Annotated in this window: 18 protein-coding genes; 12 read left to right on the forward strand and 6 right to left on the reverse strand. The window is 63.9% G+C overall.

Annotated elements, in window-relative coordinates; genetic code table 11:
• The first annotated feature begins 38 nt into the window (after window positions 1–38).
• Complete coding sequence (locus G391_RS0109625) at window positions 39–1,508, forward strand: leucyl aminopeptidase (RefSeq protein WP_029087333.1); 1,470 nt, start codon at window positions 39–41, stop codon at window positions 1,506–1,508.
• Between the two features lie 68 nt (window positions 1,509–1,576).
• On the opposite strand, the gene G391_RS14480 is transcribed toward G391_RS0109625, so the two are convergent.
• Window positions 1,577–2,068 carry a putative NADH:ubiquinone reductase complex subunit gene (locus G391_RS14480; protein WP_035304227.1) on the reverse strand — a complete coding sequence of 164 codons (492 nt, stop codon included), beginning with the start codon at window positions 2,066–2,068 and terminating at the stop codon, window positions 1,577–1,579.
• 131 nt (window positions 2,069–2,199) lie between these two features.
• On the opposite strand from G391_RS14480, the gene G391_RS0109635 reads away from it, so the two are divergent.
• The 3 genes from G391_RS0109635 to G391_RS14485 all read left to right on the forward strand — a co-directional run bounded on the left by G391_RS0109635 (window position 2,200) and on the right by G391_RS14485 (window position 3,546).
• On the forward strand, window positions 2,200–2,664 hold the full coding sequence (locus G391_RS0109635) for a DNA polymerase III subunit chi (protein ID WP_029087334.1): 465 nt from the start codon (window positions 2,200–2,202) through the stop codon (window positions 2,662–2,664).
• 313 nt (window positions 2,665–2,977) lie between these two features.
• On the forward strand, window positions 2,978–3,274 hold the full coding sequence (locus tag G391_RS0109645) for a hypothetical protein (protein WP_029087336.1): 297 nt from the start codon (window positions 2,978–2,980) through the stop codon (window positions 3,272–3,274).
• The gene (locus tag G391_RS14485; RefSeq protein ID WP_029087337.1) at window positions 3,274–3,546 is read left to right on the forward strand and encodes a hypothetical protein; all 273 of its coding nucleotides are present in this window, start codon (window positions 3,274–3,276) and stop codon (window positions 3,544–3,546) included. The genes G391_RS0109645 and G391_RS14485 overlap by 1 nt, the downstream gene beginning before the upstream one ends.
• On the opposite strand, the gene G391_RS0109655 is transcribed toward G391_RS14485, so the two are convergent.
• On the reverse strand, window positions 3,543–5,420 hold the full coding sequence (locus G391_RS0109655) for an ABC-F family ATP-binding cassette domain-containing protein (protein ID WP_029087338.1): 1,878 nt from the start codon (window positions 5,418–5,420) through the stop codon (window positions 3,543–3,545). The genes G391_RS14485 and G391_RS0109655 overlap by 4 nt on opposite strands.
• Window positions 5,421–5,502: 82 nt before the next feature.
• Between G391_RS0109655 and ndk the strand changes: the two genes are divergently transcribed.
• The gene (ndk, locus tag G391_RS0109660; protein ID WP_029087339.1) at window positions 5,503–5,922 is read left to right on the forward strand and encodes a nucleoside-diphosphate kinase; all 420 of its coding nucleotides are present in this window, start codon (window positions 5,503–5,505) and stop codon (window positions 5,920–5,922) included.
• A gap of 316 nt (window positions 5,923–6,238) precedes the next feature.
• Here ndk and purN read toward each other — a convergent pair whose 3' ends face one another.
• A complete protein-coding gene (gene purN / locus G391_RS0109665) occupies window positions 6,239–6,823 on the reverse strand; it encodes a phosphoribosylglycinamide formyltransferase (protein ID WP_035304229.1) in 585 nt (194 codons plus the stop codon).
• Window positions 6,820–7,845 (reverse strand): phosphoribosylformylglycinamidine cyclo-ligase, encoded by a 1,026-nt coding sequence (gene purM / locus G391_RS0109670; protein ID WP_029087341.1) that lies wholly within the window; start codon window positions 7,843–7,845, stop codon window positions 6,820–6,822. Before purM ends, purN begins: the two co-directional genes overlap by 4 nt.
• Before the next feature lie 80 nt (window positions 7,846–7,925).
• Here purM and rnd point away from each other — a divergent pair, with 80 nt between their 5' ends.
• The 6 genes from rnd to G391_RS14490 all read left to right on the forward strand — a co-directional run bounded on the left by rnd (window position 7,926) and on the right by G391_RS14490 (window position 13,788).
• Window positions 7,926–9,074, forward strand: a complete 1,149-nt coding sequence (gene rnd / locus G391_RS0109675; RefSeq protein WP_029087342.1) for a ribonuclease D — start codon at window positions 7,926–7,928, stop codon at window positions 9,072–9,074.
• A gap of 66 nt (window positions 9,075–9,140) precedes the next feature.
• Window positions 9,141–10,811: a M28 family metallopeptidase gene (locus G391_RS0109680; RefSeq protein ID WP_029087343.1), complete on the forward strand. Its 1,671-nt coding sequence runs from the start codon at window positions 9,141–9,143 to the stop codon at window positions 10,809–10,811.
• A gap of 83 nt (window positions 10,812–10,894) precedes the next feature.
• Entirely contained in the window at window positions 10,895–12,550 is a 1,656-nt protein-coding gene (locus G391_RS0109685; protein ID WP_029087344.1) for a M28 family peptidase, read from the forward strand.
• The gene (locus G391_RS0109690) at window positions 12,547–12,930 is read left to right on the forward strand and encodes a RidA family protein (protein ID WP_029087345.1); all 384 of its coding nucleotides are present in this window, start codon (window positions 12,547–12,549) and stop codon (window positions 12,928–12,930) included. Before G391_RS0109685 ends, G391_RS0109690 begins: the two co-directional genes overlap by 4 nt.
• Window positions 12,927–13,346 carry a thiol-disulfide oxidoreductase DCC family protein gene (locus G391_RS0109695; RefSeq protein WP_029087346.1) on the forward strand — a complete coding sequence of 140 codons (420 nt, stop codon included), beginning with the start codon at window positions 12,927–12,929 and terminating at the stop codon, window positions 13,344–13,346. Before G391_RS0109690 ends, G391_RS0109695 begins: the two co-directional genes overlap by 4 nt.
• A gap of 13 nt (window positions 13,347–13,359) precedes the next feature.
• A complete protein-coding gene (locus tag G391_RS14490) occupies window positions 13,360–13,788 on the forward strand; it encodes a hypothetical protein (protein WP_035304231.1) in 429 nt (142 codons plus the stop codon).
• On the opposite strand, the gene G391_RS14495 is transcribed toward G391_RS14490, so the two are convergent.
• Both G391_RS14495 and G391_RS0109710 read right to left on the reverse strand, forming a co-directional pair.
• Window positions 13,785–15,440, reverse strand: coding sequence for a lytic transglycosylase domain-containing protein (locus tag G391_RS14495; protein ID WP_051257278.1), 1,656 nt, complete (start codon window positions 15,438–15,440; stop codon window positions 13,785–13,787). The genes G391_RS14490 and G391_RS14495 overlap by 4 nt on opposite strands.
• 25 nt (window positions 15,441–15,465) lie before the next feature.
• Window positions 15,466–16,287 (reverse strand): uracil-DNA glycosylase, encoded by an 822-nt coding sequence (locus G391_RS0109710; RefSeq protein WP_029087347.1) that lies wholly within the window; start codon window positions 16,285–16,287, stop codon window positions 15,466–15,468.
• A 90-nt stretch (window positions 16,288–16,377) separates the two neighbouring features.
• On the opposite strand from G391_RS0109710, the gene G391_RS0109715 reads away from it, so the two are divergent.
• Window positions 16,378–18,138, forward strand: a complete 1,761-nt coding sequence (locus G391_RS0109715; protein WP_035304233.1) for an electron transfer flavoprotein-ubiquinone oxidoreductase — start codon at window positions 16,378–16,380, stop codon at window positions 18,136–18,138.
• Window positions 18,139–18,183: the final 45 nt, after the last annotated feature.

The raw sequence follows: 18,183 nt of genomic DNA on the forward strand, positions 1-18,183 counted from the left end.
GCCGTTCGGCGGGCTTACGAACGGACAGGAGTCCTCAGATGAAGATCGAATTCGTCGCCAAGGCCGGCGACGCTGATGCTGTAGCCTTGTTAGTCTTTGAAGAGTCAAGGCTTTCGTCTGCAGCTCGGGATTTGGACGCGGCCCTCGGCGGGGCTGTGACGCGGGCGTCGAGGCAGGGGAGATTTTCAGGCAAGGCGGGCCAGACGGCCCTTCTGGGCGGCGCGTCCGACTCGACCCAGCTATGGTTGATCGGTGCCGGAGGCGAATCGGAATTCCGCGATCTCGCGATCGAGTCGGCCGCTGCCAATGCCTTTAACGCGGCCAGGATGTCAGGGGCCCAGACCCTGGCAATTGAGCTGACACAGCTTTCGGCTGAGGCGGCGGCGCGCGCCGGCTTCGCGGTTCGACTGGCAGCCTATCGCTTTGACAAGTATCGGACGACCTTGAAGCCGGAGAAGACGGCGTCGATTCAGACAGTGAGAATCGTCTGTGCCGATCCCAAGGCCGCCAAGGCCGCCGCCAAGAGCTGGGACGCTCTGGCGGATGGCATCATGTTCACCCGCGACCTGGTCTCGGAACCCGCCAACGTCCTGTATCCCCAATCCTTCGTGGAGCGGTGCAAGGCACTGAAATCCATCGGCCTGGACGTCGAAGTCCTGGGCGAGAAGGAAATGGAAAAGCTGGGTATGGGCAGCCTGCTCGGCGTCGGTCAGGGCAGTGCGCGCGAAAGCCAGTTACTGGTCATGCGCTGGAATGGTGGTGCCAAGTCAGAACCCCCCATTGCGTTTGTAGGAAAGGGCGTGTGCTTCGATACCGGCGGCATCTCCATCAAACCTGCCGAAGGCATGGAGGAGATGAAGTGGGACATGGGCGGCGGCGGCGCGGTCGCCGGCCTGATGCACGCGCTGGCTGGACGAAAGGCCAAGGTCAATGCCGTCGGCGTGATCGGCCTGGTCGAAAACATGCCGGACGGAAACGCTCAAAGACCTGGTGATGTCGTCAAGTCGATGTCGGGCCAGACCATCGAAGTCATCAATACCGACGCTGAAGGCCGTCTCGTTCTGGCTGATGCGCTTTGGTACACGCAGGATCGCTTCAAGCCCAAATTCATGATCGATCTGGCGACCCTCACCGGAGCCATGATCGTGTCGCTGGGCCTCGAATATGCCGGTGTCTTCTCGAATGATGACAAGCTGGCCGACAACATTCTGGCTGCAGGACCGCCGACGGGAGAGAACGTATGGCGGATGCCGTTGCCGGAGGCTTACGAGCGCCACATCGACAGCCCGATCGCTGACGTGAAGAACATGGGCAACGGTCGCTCCGGTGGATCGATCACCGCAGCCCTTTTCCTTCAGCGGTTCGTCAACAAGACGCCGTGGGCCCACATCGACATCGCGCCGACCGCCTGGACCAAGGATTCGAAGATCGAGACGGTCCCGAACGGAGCCACCGGCTATGGGGTGCGCCTGCTAAACCAGATGGTCCAGGACCGATACGAAGGCTGATCTTCAGAAAAGAAGCGCCGGGCTCCCGCTAAGGGCCCGGCGCACTTGGTCAAGTCGTGGAAAGGGGCCTAGTGGTCGCCGCCGCCCATGGATTCGGACCCGGTCGTGATCTCCGAGATGTACAGGCCAGCGGGGGCCGTCGTCGCGTCGCCATAGACGCCGACCCAGATGTCGTACTGGCCGGACATCGGTGAAGCAAAGACAACCGCAGGGTTCAGTCCGTCGCTGTCGTCGTTGCAGTGCCAGGACCCGTCGGCGGCATTGACCACCAGGGTGGTGTCCTCATCGGATACTGCCGAGATGATCAGCGGGAAGTCGGTGCCGGCTTCATAGTTGACCCGGAAGTCTGGCTCATTGGCGATGAATCCGACGCACTGGCCGCCAAGGCCCGAGGCATCGATGCTGCCGCCGGCGATCATGGGGATGACGGCCGGATCTGGGACGTAGCCCGTCACCAGGTTGAGATGGCCAAAGGTCGGGTCGAGGTTGTAGTCCTGAGCCATGGCGGGGCCTGCCAGCAGGGCGATTGCGGCAATGGTAGCGCTAAGACGAGCGATCATTGATGAAGTCTCCAAAGACGGTGTGAAACGGCGTCAGCGTGGAGTCGCCTCTTGCGGCTCCCCAGTGGCTTGCGCAGGATGCACACGATACGCGGCCCGTAAACTGATGATATCTGGCGCAAGGAGAGATTGTGAGCGACGCGGCGGTTGAAGCCTGGTTCTACCATCTGGAACAGTCCAGTCTTGATCAAGCCCTGCCGGGGTTGCTCGAAAAGACCCTGGCGCGCGGCTGGCGGGCGTTGGTGCGGGTCCGAGATCCGGGGCTGTTGGCGGCTCTTGATGAAAGGCTGTGGACCTGGCGTGCCGAATCCTTCCTGCCTCACGGAACGGACCGGGCGGACCACGCTGCGGACCAGCCGATCCTGCTGACGCAGGAGGCAGAGGCAAATCCCAATGGTGCTCAGGTGCTGTTCATCGTTGATGGTGCAGACCCGGGAGAGATCGAACTGTATGCGCGGTGTCTGATCCTGTTCGACGGGCGCGACGAGGTGGCCCTGACCCAGGCTAGGCAGCAATGGAAGTCTATGAAGGCGGGCGGCGTCGAAGCCTCCTATTGGCGACAGAACGAGGAGGGGGCATGGTCAAGAGCAGCATAAGTCACTGGGTTTTGCCGTCCTTGGCCCTGATCCTGGCGGCCTGTGGCGGCGCTTCGACCCCGCCGCCGGTCGTTGCGGTCGTCACAGCTCCGGCCGTCCCGGTGAGCGATCAGTGCGGGGCGTCGGCCCTTCAGTATCTTGTCGGGCAACCTCGCACCGAGATACCCGTTCCTGTTGACATCACGCATCGCCGTGTGACCTGTTCAACTTGCCCGTTGACTGAAGATTATTCTGAAAATCGGTTGAATATATTGTACAATCGCGAAACAGGACGGGTTGAGCGAGTGTTCTGCGGATAGACCGGAGATCGACCATGAAGACCATTCTGTTGATGTCATCGCTTTTCCTGGCAGCCGGCTGCGTGCCGGTGCCGCCGCCGCCTCAGATCGGCGGGCCGGATCCAGTGCCGCCGGAAAATGACCAATGCCGGGCTGCGGTTCACCAGACTCTGATTGGCCGGCATCGATCAGAGATTCCGGCCACGCCGCCTGGAGCGACCTGGCGGGTGAGCTGTTCGAGCTGCGCCGTGACGATGGACTACAATCCGCGCCGGATGAACATCGTCTATGATGATCGCACCGAGATCATCCAGAGCGTGAGCTGCGGCTGATGCGGGTCTGGATGATCGTGGCGGCCGTTGCTCTGGGGGCCTGTGCGACGCCGACAACCGGTGACGGTGGGAGCGGCGGGGCTTGGCAGTGTGATGCCGAGGCGGCGCGATCGCTGATCGGCAGTCATCGCGGAGCGGTGACCTTCCCAGCCGATGCCAATGTCCGGTTCGTCTGTACGGAATGCCCGATGACGCGGGACTATCGGCGGGACCGGCTGACGATCTTCTTTGATGAGGATACCGGCGTCATTCAGCGGGTTCAGTGCGTCTAGGCTTCGGCGAGGGCTTCCTCGGCTTCGATCCAGGTGGCTTCGGCGGCGTCGAGGTCTGACTGCACCTTGGCGCGTTCGCGGCTGAGATCGCCAAGCGCCTTCGGGTTAGCGACGGCGGCGTTGGCCAGTTCGTCGTCGATGCGGGCCAGGCGGGCCGTCAGGGACGCCATCTTCTCCTCGGCCTTTCTGGCAGCGAAGCGCAGGGTTGAGGGCGAGGGACCATCCTTCGTGGAGGCCTTGACCGGCGCGGGGCCAGCGACCGGCTCGGGCGATGGACCCTGGACCTGTCGGGGCTTGGCCCCCGCGGCCTTGGCGCGGTCGATGACGAAGCGGGCGTAGTCGTCCATGTCGCCGTCAAAAGGCTTCACCGTGCCGTCTGCGGCGAGCCACAGGCGATCAGCTACCAGTTCCATGAGCGACCGGTCGTGCGTGATAAGGATCACCGCGCCCTGATACTCGTTCAGCGCATCCAGCAGAGCGCGGCGGCTGTCGATGTCGAGGTGGTTGGTCGGCTCGTCGAGGATGAGGACGTGCGGGGCCTCCATGGCAACGAGATTGAGCAGGAGGCGGGCGCGCTCTCCGCCCGACAGGCTCTCGACCTTAGTTTCCTGCTTCTCGAAGGGCAGGCCGAACTGGGCCAGGCGCGAACGCCGGCTGGATTCGGAGGCCTCGGGCATGGCGCGGCGGATGATTTCCAGCGCCGTATCGTCGGGGTCCAGCGCCTCGATCTGGTGCTGGTGGAACCAGCCGACCTTCATCTTGCCGGAATGAAGATAGTCGCCCTTCTCCGGCTTGAGGGCCTCGGCGATCATCTTGGCGAAGGTCGATTTGCCGGCACCGTTGACGCCCAACAGGCCGATGCGGTCGTCCTCATCCATACGCAGGTTGAGGTTTCTGAGGACCGGCTTGCCCGGCTCGTAACCGACATCGGCTTTCTCAAGACGGATCAGCGGCGGGGCCAGTGGGCGCTGCGGCGAGGGCAGGGTGAAGGGAGCAACCCGCTCTTCGGGTGGCAGGCTGATCGGCTGCATCTTGGCCAGTCGCTTGACGCGGGATTGGGCCTGGGCGGCCTTGGAGGCCTTGGCCTTGAAACGGTCGACAAAGGCCTGCAGGTGGGCACGTTCCGCGTCCTGTTTGGCGCGCGTGGCTTCCAGAAGGCGGAGCTTTTCGGCGCGGGCCTTTTCGAAGGCATCGTAGCCGCCGGTGTAGAGCTCAAGCCGCCGGTTCGCCATGTGCAGGATGTGGGTGCAGGAGGCGTTCAGCAGCTCGCGGTCGTGGCTGATGATGATGGCAGTATGCGGATATTTGCGAAGCCGTGCCTCGAGCCAGAGAGCCCCTTCCAGGTCCAAATAGTTGGTCGGTTCGTCCAGCAGCAGAATGTCTGGTTCCGCAAACAAGGCTGCGGCGAGGGCCACCCTCATCCGCCAGCCGCCTGAGAACTCCGACATCGGTCGATCAAGGTCTTCCTGCGTAAAGCCCAGACCGACGAGGATTTCTGCGGCACGCGCCGGCGCGCTTTCGGCGTCGATGGAAATCAGGCGCTCCCAGATCTCGCCCATGTCCTCGGGGTCGGCCGTTTCGAGCCGCTGCATGAGGGTATGACGCTCTTCGTCGGCCTCGAGAATTGTGTCCAGCAGGGTGACGGGCGTGGCCGGGTGTTCCTGATCGACCGAGCCGATACGCGCCTGTTTGGGCAGGCTGATTTCATCGCCCGGGGCCTGCAACTCACCCAGAATCAGCTTGAACAGGGTGGACTTGCCGACGCCGTTGCGGCCGACCAGGCCGACCTTGGCACCGGGCGGGACGCTGACGGACGCCTTTTCGAGAAAGGGGCGGCCCCAGGCGGAGAAGGTCAGATCCTTGATCTGGAGCATGGTTGAATCGGCGGGTTGGAAAGCGGGGAGGGCGCCGCTATAAGCCCGCGACCTTGAAACCCCAAACCAGAAGTCACCTCCCATGACCGAACGCACCTTCTCGATCATCAAGCCCGACGCCACGCGCCGCAATCTGACCGGCGCGGTCAACGCCCTGATCGAAGGCGCTGGCCTGCGCATTGTCGGCCAGCGTCGCATCCGCCTGACCGAAGATCAGGCCAAGAAATTCTACGAAGTCCACGCCGCCCGCCCGTTCTACAACGAGCTGGTCAGCCAGATGATCGCCGAGCCGGTTGTCGTTCAGGTGCTGGAAGGCGACAACGCCGTGGCTCGCTACCGCGAAGTCATGGGCGCGACCAACCCGCAGGAAGCCGCCGAGGGAACCATCCGCAAGGCCTTTGCCCTGTCGATCGGAGAGAATTCGGTCCACGGGTCGGACTCGATCGAGAACGCCGGCATCGAGATTGCCCAGTTCTTCACGGCGGATCAGATCCCGGGCTAAACCCTCGATCTGAATCGGAAAGATCAGGCCTCCGGGGCGACCCGGGGGCTTTTTTTGTCGCGTTTCCACCGTGGACGATAATTTATGGCCGGCGATAGGCTGGGTGCGGCGATGGACAGCCCCAACCGGCCCCGCCGATCGCATCTCGGTCGTTTCTCACAATGTCAAAGACCGCAAGGGTTGGCTTGAGATTGGGCCGAACCTTCAACGATCATAGTCGGCGCGCGGTCGGCGGGGACGCGCCGCTGAGCGGGCGTCTGTTTTTTGTATCGAGATTGGCGAGATTCCACGCCGGGAGGACGTGAGGATTGGTGGTCTAGCGGGTCGCCGTCAGGATGGCGCGAGCCAGGGCCGCCGGATAGAGGGCGTGTTCGGCCTCCAACACTCTCGCGGCCAGGGCTTCGGGCGTGTCATCCTCAAGGACCGGCACGCGGGCTTGGTCGATGATCGGGCCGGCATCCATTTCAGCGACGACGTGATGGACGGTGCAGCCGGTCTTTGTGTCACCAGCCTCCAACGCGCGGCGGTGCGTGTCGAGGCCGGGATACTTCGGCAGCAGCGACGGGTGGATGTTGATCAGGCGACCCTGCCATTGGCCCACGAACCACGGCGTGAGCAGACGCATGTAGCCGGCCAGGGCAATCCACGCGATGTTTCGGATGCCCAGTTCGGCGTGGATCGCGCGCTCATGGGCTTCGCGGTTCTTGCCGAAGGGGGTCTGATCGACGGCGATGGCCTCTACACCGAGGGCGCGAGCGTGGCTCAGGCCCGGTGCGTCCGGCTTGTTGGACAGGACGCAGACGACCTCATACGGGCAGTCCGGCGTGCGAGCCGCCTCGATCAGGGCGAGCATGTTCGAGCCGGTACCCGAGATGAAGACAGCGACCCGGGCCTTCTTCATGCCGATTGCAGGGTTCCACAGATGAAGGCGGTTTCGCCGGCGGCCTCAAGATCGGCGATGACCGAGCCCGCCTGGTCGTCGGCGACATAGAGCACGAAACCCACGCCACAGTTGAACGTCCGGCGCAGCTCGTGGTCGGAGACGCCCCCTTGGTCGCCAAGCCATTTGAACAGGGGGGGCAGGGTCCAGGCCTCCCAATCGAAGACCGGCACCAGACCTTCGGCCACGCCGCGCTGGGGATTTTCAATCAGACCGCCGCCGGTGATGTGGGCACCGCCGCTGATCCGACCCGACTTCATGATGGGCAGGATCGACTTGATGTAGATTCGGGTCGGCTCCATCAGCGCCTGGGCGAGAGTGCGATCCCGGGCGAACGGAGCGTCGTCGGCCCAGGCCAAGCCTGAGCGTTCGACGATCTTGCGGATGAGCGAATAGCCGTTCGAGTGCGGCCCGGATGATCCGACCCCGATGATGGCGTCGCCGGGTTTCTGTTCATCCAACCGTGGCAGAACGTGCCCGCGCTCGACGGCACCGACGGAGAAGCCCGCGAGATCGTACTCGCCATCGCCGTACATGCCGGGCATTTCAGCGGTTTCGCCCCCCACGAGCGCGCAGCCGGCCAGCTTGCAGCCTTCGGCAATGCCGGCAACGACGCGGCGAGCGACTTCGACTTCGAGCTTGCCGGTCGCGAAATAGTCCAGGAACATCAACGGCTCAGCACCCTGGGCGAGCAGGTCGTTGACGCACATGGCCACCAGGTCGATGCCGACATGATCGTGGCGCCCCGTCTCGATGGCGATCTTGAGCTTGGTGCCGACGCCGTCGGTGGTGGTGACGAGCAACGGATCGGTGAAGCCGGCGGCCTTGGGATCGAACAGGGCCCCGAATCCTCCAAGCGAGGGTTCGGCACCGGGGCGACGGGTCGCCTTGGCCAGTGGCTTGATGGCATCGACGAGGGCTTCGCCGGCGTCGATGTCGACACCAGCATCTGCATAGGTAAGACCGTTCGGCCGGTCGGACATGGCGGCGCAAAGCTCCGAAAGCTGGAAAATGGTGGTAGCACCCTTGTCAGGGGAGGGCGCGAGCGGGCTATAGCTACCCCATGAACCCGATCACCGACAACGCCGCCCTGGCGGCGTTCTGTAATTCTGTCAAAGGCGCTCCGTTTATCGCGGTGGACACTGAGTTCATGCGCGAGACGACCTATTGGCCCAAACTGTGTCTGATCCAGGCGGCAACGCCGGAGCATGAGGCGGTTATTGATCCGCTGGCCGATGGGATCGATCTGACGCCGTTTCTGGACCTGTTGCGGGATCCGGCCACGGTGAAGGTCTTTCACGCCGCGCGTCAGGACGTGGAGATCTTCAACAAGCTGGGGGCCATGCCACGACCGTTGTTTGACACCCAGGCGGCGGCGATGGCGGCCGGATTCGGCGATCAGGTCAGCTATGATTCCCTGGTTCGTCAGATGCTTAACAAGCAGGTCGACAAGGGCAGCCGCTTCACCGACTGGGCGCGCCGACCGCTTACACCCGCCCAGTACGACTACGCCCTGGCTGATGTGACCCATCTGGCGCGGCTGTATCCCAAGCTGCGAGATCGTCTGGAGCGCGATGGACGCCTGGAATGGGTCAGCCAGGAAATGACCGCCTTGTCGGACCCGGCGCTGTATGACGTGTCGCCCGAGAACGCCTGGAAGCGTCTCAAGCCGAAGCGGTTCACGGCAAAGTACCTGGCGGCTTTCAAGGCTACGGCGGAATGGCGTGAGCGTACCGCCCAGGAGCGCGACCAGCCGCGCGGGCGCATTCTGAAGGACGAGGCGGTCGACGAGATTGCGACCCAGACCCCGCTGGACGTGGATGCCTTCAATCGCCTGCGTTCGGTGCCGAAGGGTTTCGGGGCGTCACGCATGGGCGCCGATCTGATCGCGGCGCTGGGTCCCGTTCTGAAAGACCCCGAGGCCAATGCGCCTCACGTCGAGCGCCCGGCCCACCAGCCACCCGCACCGGCCTCGGTCGTCGAATTGTTGAAGGTGCTGCTGAAGGCCAAGTGCGAGAATCGCGGCGTGGCTCCCAAGCTGATCGCCAATGTCGCGGACCTGGAAAAGATCGCGATTTCTGACACGGCTGATGTGCCGGCTCTGAGCGGCTGGCGGCGTGAGCTGTTCGGGGAGGATGCCCTCAAGCTCAAGCGCGGCGAAATCGCCCTGGTGTTGTCCGGTGCCCGCGTCGAGGTGGTCGAGATCGAGTAGCGGTTGCGTGACAGGCCGAAGTCGTCTCGCTAGGGTCACGCCCGTACAGTTGAGGAGGCTGCCCGAATGTTCCGATCCACCTTGGCCTGCGGGGCCGTTTTGATGTTGGCAGCCTGTGGCGGTGCCGCTGCGCCGGAAGTCGTCACCCCAGCCGGGCCGACCCCGACCCAGACAGCCACGCTCTCAGAGAGCGTCCGGGTTCTGTCGTCGGACGAGTTCGAAGGGCGCGGTATCGGGACCGAGGGTGAGGGCCGTACGATCGAGTACGTCTCGCGCCAGTTCGCGGCTGCGGGCTTTGAGCCGGGTGGCCCGAACGGAAGCTGGGTCCAGCCGGTGACGCTTCGTCGCTTCAACATGGGTGGAGCCGAGGCTTCGATCTCGGTGGGTGGGCGTATGCTCCGCCTGGACCAGGGTGAAGAAATCGTCATGTCGACCCGTCTGCCGGATGGCGATGGGCACGTTGAGTTGGGCAACCTGCCCATGGTGTTTGTCGGTTACGGCACGAATGCGCCGGAGCGGAACTGGAACGATTTCGACGGCGTCGATGTGCGCGGCAAGATCATTGTCGTTCTGATCAATGATGCGGATTTCGAAGATCCAAGCCTGAACACCTTCAATGGTCGGGCCATGACCTACTACGGTCGCTGGACCTACAAGTATGAGGAAGCGGCCCGCCAGGGTGCCGCCGGGGTCTTGATCGTCCATGAGGATGCGCCTGCGTCCTACGGCTGGAATACCGTGCGCAATTCCTGGACCGGCCCCCAGTTCGACATTGAGCGGGCCAATCCGGCGTCGGAGCGGACGGCGCTGGAAGCCTGGATCACCCGTGATACGGCGGTCGAGCTGTTCCGTCAGGCCGGGCTGGATTTCGAAACGCTCAAGGCCCAGGCCCGCTCGCCGAACTTCCAGGCGGTGGAAATCCCGGGGGCGACCTTCGATGCTTCGTATGACCTGACCAGCGACACGATCGAAACGGCCAACATCGTCGGCCGACTGCCGGGAACGACCCATGCCAATGAGACGGTCCTGTACACGGCGCATTGGGACCACATCGGCATCGGCGAGCCCGATGCGAACGGCGATGCGATCTTCAACGGGGCGGTCGACAATGCGACCGGTACGGCGGCGCTGATCGAGCTGGCACGTCTGTATGGTTCAGGCCCTCGGCCTGAGCGATCCATCGTGCTGATCGGCTTTACGGCCGAAGAAAGCGGTCTGCTGGGGTCGGAGTTCTATGCGGCCAATCCGCTCTATGACCCTGCGCTGACCGTGGCGGGTTTCAATATGGACGGCATGAATGTGCTGGGGCGGATGACCGACGTGTCGGTGACGGGGTCTGGCTATTCGTCGCTTGAGCTGGACCTGGCTCGTCATGCGGCCCTGCAGGGTCGGACGGTGTCAGCGGATACCGAGCCGCAAGCCGGCTACTATTTCCGGTCAGACCATTTCCCGCTGGCCAAGCGCGGCATTCCGATGCTGTACGCGGACGGCGGGACGGCCCTGCGGATCGGCGGAGCGGCTGCGGTCGAGGCGGCCAGCGCCGACTATCGTGCCCATCGCTACCATCAGGCGGACGATGAGTGGTCTGCGGACTGGAACCTGGAGGGCATGGCCGAGGACATCATGCTGCTCTACGGGATGGGTCTGGAAATCGCCAATAACCGGGTCTGGCCGACGTGGAATGAGGGCACTGAATTCCGCCCGGTTCGCGACCGGACGGCGGCGCGCCGTCAGTAGCCGGCGAATTCTGACGCAATGGTAACTGGCCAGGCCTCGCTGTGCATGACAGCGAGGCCTGAGCTGTTTCTGGAGAGAGCGGGATGATTGGGATCAGGGGTGCGATGGGCGGTCTGCTGGCCCTGGTGCTGGCGGGCTGCGCAACGGCGAATGCCGGCTCACCGGTGGTGGCTCCTCAGGAGGCCGGCGTCGAGGCGGCCCGGCTGTCCGAGCATGTCCGTATCCTGAGCGACGATTCGTTCCAGGGGCGCGAGCCGGGAACGGACGGCGAGCGGATGACGCTGGACTATCTGCAAGCCCAGTACGAGGCCATGGGACTCGAACCCGGCGGCCCGAACGGTCAGTGGCGTCAGCCTGTCACCCTGACACGCTACACGTCTGCGCCCGGCGGATCGGTGCGGGCGTCGATGCGCAACGGCCTGACGGTCAATCTGACGGGAGCTGCCAATGCGGCGCTGGTCCGCGCAACCTATGGAGATGGCCGGGCTCAGTTTGAGGGGGCCCCGGTGGTGTTTGCCGGCTACGGAATCTCGGCCCCAGACCGCGGCTGGGATGACTATGCGGGAATTGATGTGGAGGGCGCGGTCGTCATCGTCTTAATGGGCGAACCCGATGACGACCGATTCAATGGCGAGTATCCCAGCCTCTACGGCCTGGATTCCTACAAGACCGAGGAAGCGCACCGGCGGGGGGCACTGGCGGTGCTGAACGCCATCGCCGTTCAGGCCGGATCGGCACAGTGGCGCGGCATTGCCGGCTATGTGGGCCGGCCCTCGACCCAGGTGGTGGGTGTCGAGAACATCGAGGCGTCGGGCTATCTCGCCATGGAGCCGCTGATGGGCTGGATCCGCTCGAATGACGGCGACCCGGAACAGTGGTTTGCTGAGGCGGCCTCCGGTCAGTTTCGCGCGCGTCGCCTGGAAGGGGTAACGCTGTCGATGGATATCCAGGAACAGGTCGACACGATTCAGACCTATAATCTGCTGGCGCGCATTCCGGGAACCGACCGGCCAGACGACACCGTGATTGTTTCGGCCCACTGGGACCACGTTGGCGTGGCCGATACGCCGGATGGGAACGGCGATCTGGTTTACAATGGGGCTTGGGACAATGCGTCGGGCACGGCCGGTGTTCTTGAGCTGGCGCGGGTGCTGCACGCCCGGGGACCACGCCCGCGCTCGATCGTCTTCGCCCATATGGCGGCCGAAGAGATGGGCTTGTTGGGAAGCCACTACTATGTGGAGCACCCGGTCTGGCCGCTTGAAACCACTGTGGCGGACGTCAACATCGACATGTTGCCGCTGTCGCCGCCGACCCGCGATCTGGCGATCTTTGGCTACGGCCAGACGACGCTGGAGGATGATCTGGCCCGGCTCGCAGCTATTGAAGGACGGGTGGTGACCGATGACGGACGCCCGGACGAAGGGTTCTACTATCGCTCGGACCACTTCCCCTTTGCACTGGCTGGGGTCCCGGCCTTGATGGTCTGGCACGGCGTTGACTGGGACGAGGGCGGGCGCGACGTCGGGGCCCCGGCGTACCGGCAGCAGTGGGACCAGTACTACCATGAGCGTAGCGACGAATGGTCGGCCGATATCGACTGGCGTTCCGCGGTCGAAAACCTCGACCTGCTCGAACAACTGGTCGCAGATCTGGCTGACGGCGACCAATGGCCGGACTGGAAGCCCGGATCGGAGTTCCTGGCCACGCGGGCTCAAAGCGCCTCGGCTCGGCAATGAAGGCGCGGGCCTTTACCGCTGACGGTTCGCCTCCGACCGAGGGCGAGTATCCGCAAGCGGTGGAGGTGACGGATGTGTCGCGCTGGCTATTCCTGTCCGGCCAGGTTCCGGTCGGACCGGACGGCTGCCTGCCGGACGATTTTGAAGGCCAGTGCCGTCAGGCGTGGGCCAATGTGGAGGCCCAGCTCAGCGCCGGCGGGATGTCCCTGGACAACCTTGTCCGGGTGACAACCTATCTGGCGGATCGCCAGTACGCGCTGGAAAACCGTCAGGTCCGTCTCGAGGTTCTGGTTGGCCGCCAGCCCGCGCTTACGGTCATCGTCACGGGCCTGTTTGAAACCGACTGGCTGGTCGAAATCGAAGCGGTGGCGGCGGCGTGAAACCCGTCCCTGCAGAGGGGGCCCTTGAGGGGATCATCTTCTTTGACGGGGTGTGCGTCTTTTGCTCGCGCTGGGTGCGATGGATCATGCGTCGGGACAAGGCCGGCATTTACCGGTTCCTGCCCATCCAGACCCCACAGGGACAAGTCCTGGCCGCGCTGTTCGGGCTGGACCCGACCGATCCCCAGTCCAATGCCGTCATTCGACGCGGGTTTGCGTTGTTCAAATCGGACGCTGCCATCGCTGTTGTTTCGAGTCTTCAGGGCTGGCGCTGGGTCAAGGTCTTTGCCATCGTGCCACGCGTGGGCCGTGACTGGGTCTATGACCTGATTGCCCGACGCCGTTATCGCCTGTTCGGCAAGACAGACTACTGCTGGATTCCCGAGCCCGGCGAGTGCGACCGCCTCATGGAATAAGGAGGAACCCGCCATGAGAATTCTTGCGTGTCTGACTGCTGTAACCCTGCTGGCGGCTTGTCAGCCGGCAGCGGAATCGACTGAGGGGGCCGAGGGGGCACCGCAGGATGCGCCGTTGCAGGCCGCACCCCCCGCCGGTCCCGCCGTCGAGCCGCCCCCGGCCTTTGTCGGCCTCTGGGCTGCGGAGCCTTCCTGGTGCAGCAACACCATCGGCCCCGAACGACCCATTGAGGTGACCGCGACCGAATTCAGGGGGTATGAGAATACCTGTCAGATCACCGATCTGACCGCGACCGATACGGGCTGGACCGCAACATTCGTTTGCCAGGCCGAGGGGGCAGCCTCGAATGAGGAGGTCAGCCTCAAGGCTGATGACAACCGGCTGGAGGTGACCTGGATCGACGAGGGCTATGCCGTCGAATGGCGACGCTGCCCGGCCTAGCGCGTCGGGGTTTCGGTCGCCGGCCCTGAAGCCTGCGGTTCGGTCGGTTGGGTTGCCGGTGATGCGGTTTGTTCGCTCGCCGCATCCGTTGTGACGGGGGGCGGGGGTTCAGGGTCCCGATCCAGCGCCACATGGATCACCGGCATGCCCTGGGCCGCGGCGTCCAGGGTATCCATGCGCCCACCCAGCAGGCGTTGGTAGACCCAGTAGGCTGCAACCACCTCTTCGACGTACTGGCGCGACTGCGACACCGGGATGTTCTCGATGATCAGCAGGGAATCGGCATCGGCACCCAACGCACGCCGTGCCTCAATCACGGGACGCGGGCCGCCATTGTAGGCCACGATGGCCCGCAGCAGATCGCCCTGGATGGCATCCATCGCCATGACACGTTCGACATAGGCCTGGCCCAGCCGCATGTTGATCGCAGGATCAAACAGGAGCGTCGGTTCGCGCCGGAAGGCCACATTGGCGCTCAGCTCGGCGGCGGTCGCGGGCATGACCTGCATGATGCCATAGGCCCCCGCGCCGGATCGGGCCTGGGGATTGAAGCGGCTCTCCTTGCGGGCAATCGCGTAGACCAGGCCGCGCGGCAGGGAAAACCCTCCCTGGGGCTGGAGGTCGGGCATCGGATAGTCCGCCGCATCGATCTGGCTGGTTCGCTCAAGCCCCAGGCGGTAGGCGAGACTTTCGCCCAGAATCGCCCATTGCAGGCGCTCGTCAGACGTGGCGGCATTGAAGGTACCCAGGCGCAGTTCCTCGATCGCATCCTCTGTGCGCCCGATCTGGGCGAGGGCAGCGACACGGCGGGCGGCCGGATTGGAGCTGACGAAGGCCGCAGCCGCAGCCTCATCAACCTCGGGCGCGCCATAGACCACCGTATTGGGGCCCGGCGTGATCCACGGCGCATTGAGGATCAACGGTTCGGCACCGAGCTGGCGCATGGCGATCTGACCATAGAAGGTCGTCGGCCAACGTGCCGCCAGGCGTAGATAGTCTGTGGCTTGCTGGGGCCGGCGGTCCTGGGTCAGCGAGCGAGCCGCCCAATAGCCGGCACCGGCGCGAATCCAGCCGCTTTCCGAAGGGTCGATGGCAACGCGTTCGAACGCCTCGAAGGCATCTGCGTACCGTCCGAGACGATAAGCCGCCATGCCCGCAACCCAGTAGTCGCCCTGGATCTGTCCGACCTCCCACGCGCGCTGGATAAAACCATCATTCAGTTGATGACGGGCTTCCCGTTCGCGGAACTCCCCCATGCCGACCGAGGCCTGATAGGCGCGGCTCGCAGCAAGGCCCGGGGGAAGGCGAGGCTCAGCCTCACCGGGAGGGATCCGACGCATGGCCAGGGTATAGACGCGTGGAGCATCGGCCAGGTCTGCATATTCGGTGAGCCAGGCCGATAGTTCTCCGAACGAGGCGGCATAGTCCCGGTGGAAGAGAATCTCGAACTGCAACTGTCCCAACAGGAGACGGTCGGAAAGGTGACTGGCCCGATCGAGCGCCGAAGCGAATTCGCCCCTGCGGACATCCTGGAATGCCGATCTGTAGGAGGCTTCGTCAGCCTCGTTCAGAGGGCGTGGCTCGGCAATCGCGTTTGACGCGAACAGTGCAAGACCGACAAAGGCAGCGAGAATGCCGCTCAGCAAACGCATTCGATTAAATCTCCGCCCCGATGATTCAGGATTCTAGAGAAGGGGCGTCCAGACCAGCAAGTCGCGTGCCCAGCGACAAAAGGTCCTGCCAGGCCTTGGCTTTCTCGCGAGGCTGCCGGAGCAGATAGGCCGGATGGAGCATCGGCAGCGCCGGATAGGTCTGGCCACCCTCGCTGGGTCGCCAGTCGCGCCACTGGCCTCGGAGCTTGAGGATACCCTCGTCGCTCTTGAGCATGAATTTGGCGGAGGCCCCGCCGACCAGGACCAACAGCCGGGGTTGGACCAGGGCGATCGCGCGCTCGACGAAAGGCGCACAGATCATCTGTTCCTCCAAAGTCGGCGTCCGGTTGCCCGGAGGGCGCCAGAAGACGGTGTTGGTGATAAACACCTCGTCCTTGAGGTCTATCGCGGCCAGCATCCGATCCAGCAACTGGCCGGCCTTACCGACAAAGGGTTCGCCGCGTTGATCTTCATCGGCACCGGGGCCTTCACCAATCAACATGACCTGGGCATCGGGCTTGCCGCGGGCAAAGACGGCCTGTTTGGCGCCCAGGCGGCTTAGCGGGCAGCCATCAAAGGCCCGTATTGCGTGGGCCAGGGCATCCAGCGTCTCTACTTCGGATGCACGCGATTTTGCCTCTGCGACGGCGGCGGCGACATCCGGCCCTGCAGACGCGGTTGGGGCTGGGGCCCCGCCAACGATGACCGGCGAGCGCCGAACAGGCTGAGGGACATGGACCCGATCAACCGGGCTGTCTTCGACGCAGGTGTCCAAGCCGGCGTCTCGCCAGAAGGCGAGGGCACTTTCCAGCTCGCGGTCTATCGTTTCGTCGGGGTGCGCGGACATCACAGCGAAGGGATAGTCCTTGACCGCCCCGGCGTCACCTTCCGATAACCGACAAACGAGAATTCGAGAATGCGACGGGGATTCGGTGGCATGGCGGAACAGATACGCGACGGTGGGGCGACGGACGCCTGGCAGGAGGCGGTGATCGACCGGTTGCCGGCTGCTGAGGCTCTGGCCGGTGTCGAGCGCGAGATCATGGAATATGACGTGGTGATCGTCGGGGCCGGCCCTGCCGGTCTGGCTGCCGCCATTCGCCTGAAGCAGCAGGCCGAGGCCGACGGCACCGAGATTTCGGTTGCGGTGCTCGAAAAGGCCGCCGAGATCGGTGGCCATATCCTGTCCGGTGCCGTGATCGACCCGAAGGCGCTTGCGGAGCTGTTCCCGGACTGGAAAGACCGGGGCGCGCCGCTGGAAACAGCGGTGAAGGAAGACCGGTTCCTGATGCTGGGGCCGCAAGGCCAGCTTAGTTTGCCGATGTTCGCCATGCCTGGCTTCATGCACAACCACGGCTGCTATATCGCGTCATTGGGCAATGTCTGTCGCTGGTTGGCCGAACAGGCCGAGGCGCTTGGTGTGGAGGTCTATCCCGGCATGGCGGCCAGCCACGTTGTCTGGGATGAGCCATCTGGTCGCGTGAAGGGCGTGGTCGCCGGCGTTTTCGGGATCGACCGTGAGGGTAAGCCGACCGACGATTTTCAGCCGGGAATCGAGCTTCACGGCAAATATGTTCTGATCGGCGAAGGCGCGCGTGGGTCCCTGGCCAAGTCGATCATGGCGCGGCACGGTTTGGCCGATAGTGCCGAGCCTCAGAAGTTCGGGATTGGCCTGAAAGAGCTGTGGCAGATTCCTGCGGACCAGCATCGCCCGGGTCTGGTTCAGCACACGACGGGATGGCCGCTGGACGACAAGACCGGCGGAGGATCGTTTCTCTATCACTTTGGCGACCGCTATGTGGCGGTCGGCTTTGTCGTCCATCTGAACTACGCCAACCCGTGGCTGTCACCGTTTGATGAGTTCCAGCGGTTCAAGCATCACCCGGCGATCGCCGAGCATCTCGAAGGTGGGAATCGCATTTCGTATGGCGCACGTGCGATCGTTGAGGGGGGGCTGCAATCCATCCCGAAACTGACCTTCCCAGGCGGAGCTCTGATCGGGGATAGCGCCGGCTTTGTGAACGTCCCCCGGATCAAAGGCAGCCACAATGCGATGAAGACTGGCATGCTGGCGGCCGAAGCCGCCTATGCGGCGCTGCGTGCGGATTCAGAAGCCGAAAATCTGGATGCCTATCAAGCCGCGTTCGAACGGTCGTGGGTGCGCAAGGAACTCCGGCTGGTTCGCAATGCCAAACCGCTGCTCACCCGCCTCGGCACGTCGCTGGGTGGAGCAGTCGGCCTGTTCGACATGTGGTTCCAGTCGATCTTCGGCGGCTTTTCGCTCTTCGGAACGCTCAAGCATGGCAAGACGGATGCGGCTTCAACGGGTCTGGCCGAGGACCACAAGCCGATCGCCTATCCCAAGCCGGACGGCAAGCTCAGCTTCGACAAGCTGAGCTCTGTCTTTATCTCCAACACCAACCATGCCGAGGATCAACCGGCTCATTTGAAGCTGTTGGACGCCAGCGTGCCGGTGTCGGTCAATCTGCCCGAATATGGTGAGCCGGCGCGGCTCTACTGCCCGGCGGGGGTCTATGAGATCGTCTATGCCGACGAGCAGGCCAAGACCGACCCGCGCTTCGTCATCAACGCCCAGAACTGCGTCCACTGCAAAACCTGTGACATCAAGGATCCGTCGCAGAACATCGTGTGGACGACACCTGAAGGCGGCGGTGGCCCCAACTATCCCAACATGTAAGGGAAACGCCTTGCTTGTGCCGCGTTATGCGGGAAGGTGACGATC

It is taken from the genome of Brevundimonas aveniformis DSM 17977, from assembly GCF_000428765.1.
Taxonomy (GTDB): Bacteria; Pseudomonadota; Alphaproteobacteria; order Caulobacterales; family Caulobacteraceae; genus Brevundimonas; species Brevundimonas aveniformis.

Excerpts from the sequence above, each read along its gene's own strand:
- G391_RS0109690 (WP_029087345.1), top strand. The coding sequence starts at position 12,547 with ATGAAGGCGCGGGCCTTTACCGCTGACGGTTCGCCTCCGACCGAGGGC.
- G391_RS0109685 (WP_029087344.1), top strand. The coding sequence starts at position 10,895 with ATGATTGGGATCAGGGGTGCGATGGGCGGTCTGCTGGCCCTGGTGCTG.
- G391_RS14495 (WP_051257278.1), bottom strand. The coding sequence starts at position 15,440 with ATGCGTTTGCTGAGCGGCATTCTCGCTGCCTTTGTCGGTCTTGCACTG.
- G391_RS0109645 (WP_029087336.1), top strand. The coding sequence starts at position 2,978 with ATGAAGACCATTCTGTTGATGTCATCGCTTTTCCTGGCAGCCGGCTGC.
- G391_RS0109710 (WP_029087347.1), bottom strand. The coding sequence starts at position 16,287 with ATGTCCGCGCACCCCGACGAAACGATAGACCGCGAGCTGGAAAGTGCC.
- G391_RS0109625 (WP_029087333.1), top strand. The coding sequence starts at position 39 with ATGAAGATCGAATTCGTCGCCAAGGCCGGCGACGCTGATGCTGTAGCC.
- purN (WP_035304229.1), bottom strand. The coding sequence starts at position 6,823 with ATGAAGAAGGCCCGGGTCGCTGTCTTCATCTCGGGTACCGGCTCGAAC.
- purM (WP_029087341.1), bottom strand. The coding sequence starts at position 7,845 with ATGTCCGACCGGCCGAACGGTCTTACCTATGCAGATGCTGGTGTCGAC.
- ndk (WP_029087339.1), top strand. The coding sequence starts at position 5,503 with ATGACCGAACGCACCTTCTCGATCATCAAGCCCGACGCCACGCGCCGC.
- G391_RS14490 (WP_035304231.1), top strand. The coding sequence starts at position 13,360 with ATGAGAATTCTTGCGTGTCTGACTGCTGTAACCCTGCTGGCGGCTTGT.
- G391_RS0109655 (WP_029087338.1), bottom strand. The coding sequence starts at position 5,420 with ATGCTCCAGATCAAGGATCTGACCTTCTCCGCCTGGGGCCGCCCCTTT.
- G391_RS14480 (WP_035304227.1), bottom strand. The coding sequence starts at position 2,068 with ATGATCGCTCGTCTTAGCGCTACCATTGCCGCAATCGCCCTGCTGGCA.
- G391_RS0109680 (WP_029087343.1), top strand. The coding sequence starts at position 9,141 with ATGTTCCGATCCACCTTGGCCTGCGGGGCCGTTTTGATGTTGGCAGCC.
- G391_RS14485 (WP_029087337.1), top strand. The coding sequence starts at position 3,274 with ATGCGGGTCTGGATGATCGTGGCGGCCGTTGCTCTGGGGGCCTGTGCG.
- rnd (WP_029087342.1), top strand. The coding sequence starts at position 7,926 with ATGAACCCGATCACCGACAACGCCGCCCTGGCGGCGTTCTGTAATTCT.
- G391_RS0109715 (WP_035304233.1), top strand. The coding sequence starts at position 16,378 with ATGGCGGAACAGATACGCGACGGTGGGGCGACGGACGCCTGGCAGGAG.